Below are 492 nucleotides of genomic sequence, written 5' to 3'. Positions count from 1 at the left end.
ATATAAACGACTGGTTGACCTCCCATATACAATTTCATCATCGATGGATAACTGAAGAAGATCAAAAGGGGTAAATCCACCATTACGGCCCTTTTTAATATGACCCTTTGTAAGTTCGTGCTCGATACCCCATTTAGATACGTACCGATCGGCATACTTACCATCACGCAAGTCCAAACCATGTTCCATACTTGGAGCAGGTAAGCCTGATTTAATACAACAATTANTACCGCCCTTTTTAATATGACCCTTTGTAAGTTCGTGCTCGATACCCCATTTAGATACGTACCGATCGGCATACTTACCATCACGCAAGTCCAAACCATGTTCCATACTTGGAGCAGGTAAGCCTGATTTAATACAACAATTAATCCAATGCTTAGCTAAATCATCACGGATATTAAAAGAACGGTCAAAAGAACCATCCAAAAACAACAAAATATGGAAATGAGGATGCCAACCATTCTGGCCATAAGTAACTTCAAAAGAACG

The sequence above is a fragment of the Agromyces agglutinans genome, from assembly GCF_009647605.1.
Classification (GTDB): domain Bacteria; phylum Actinomycetota; class Actinomycetes; order Actinomycetales; family Microbacteriaceae; genus Agromyces; species Agromyces agglutinans.
This window is presented reverse-complemented; position numbering follows the sequence as displayed.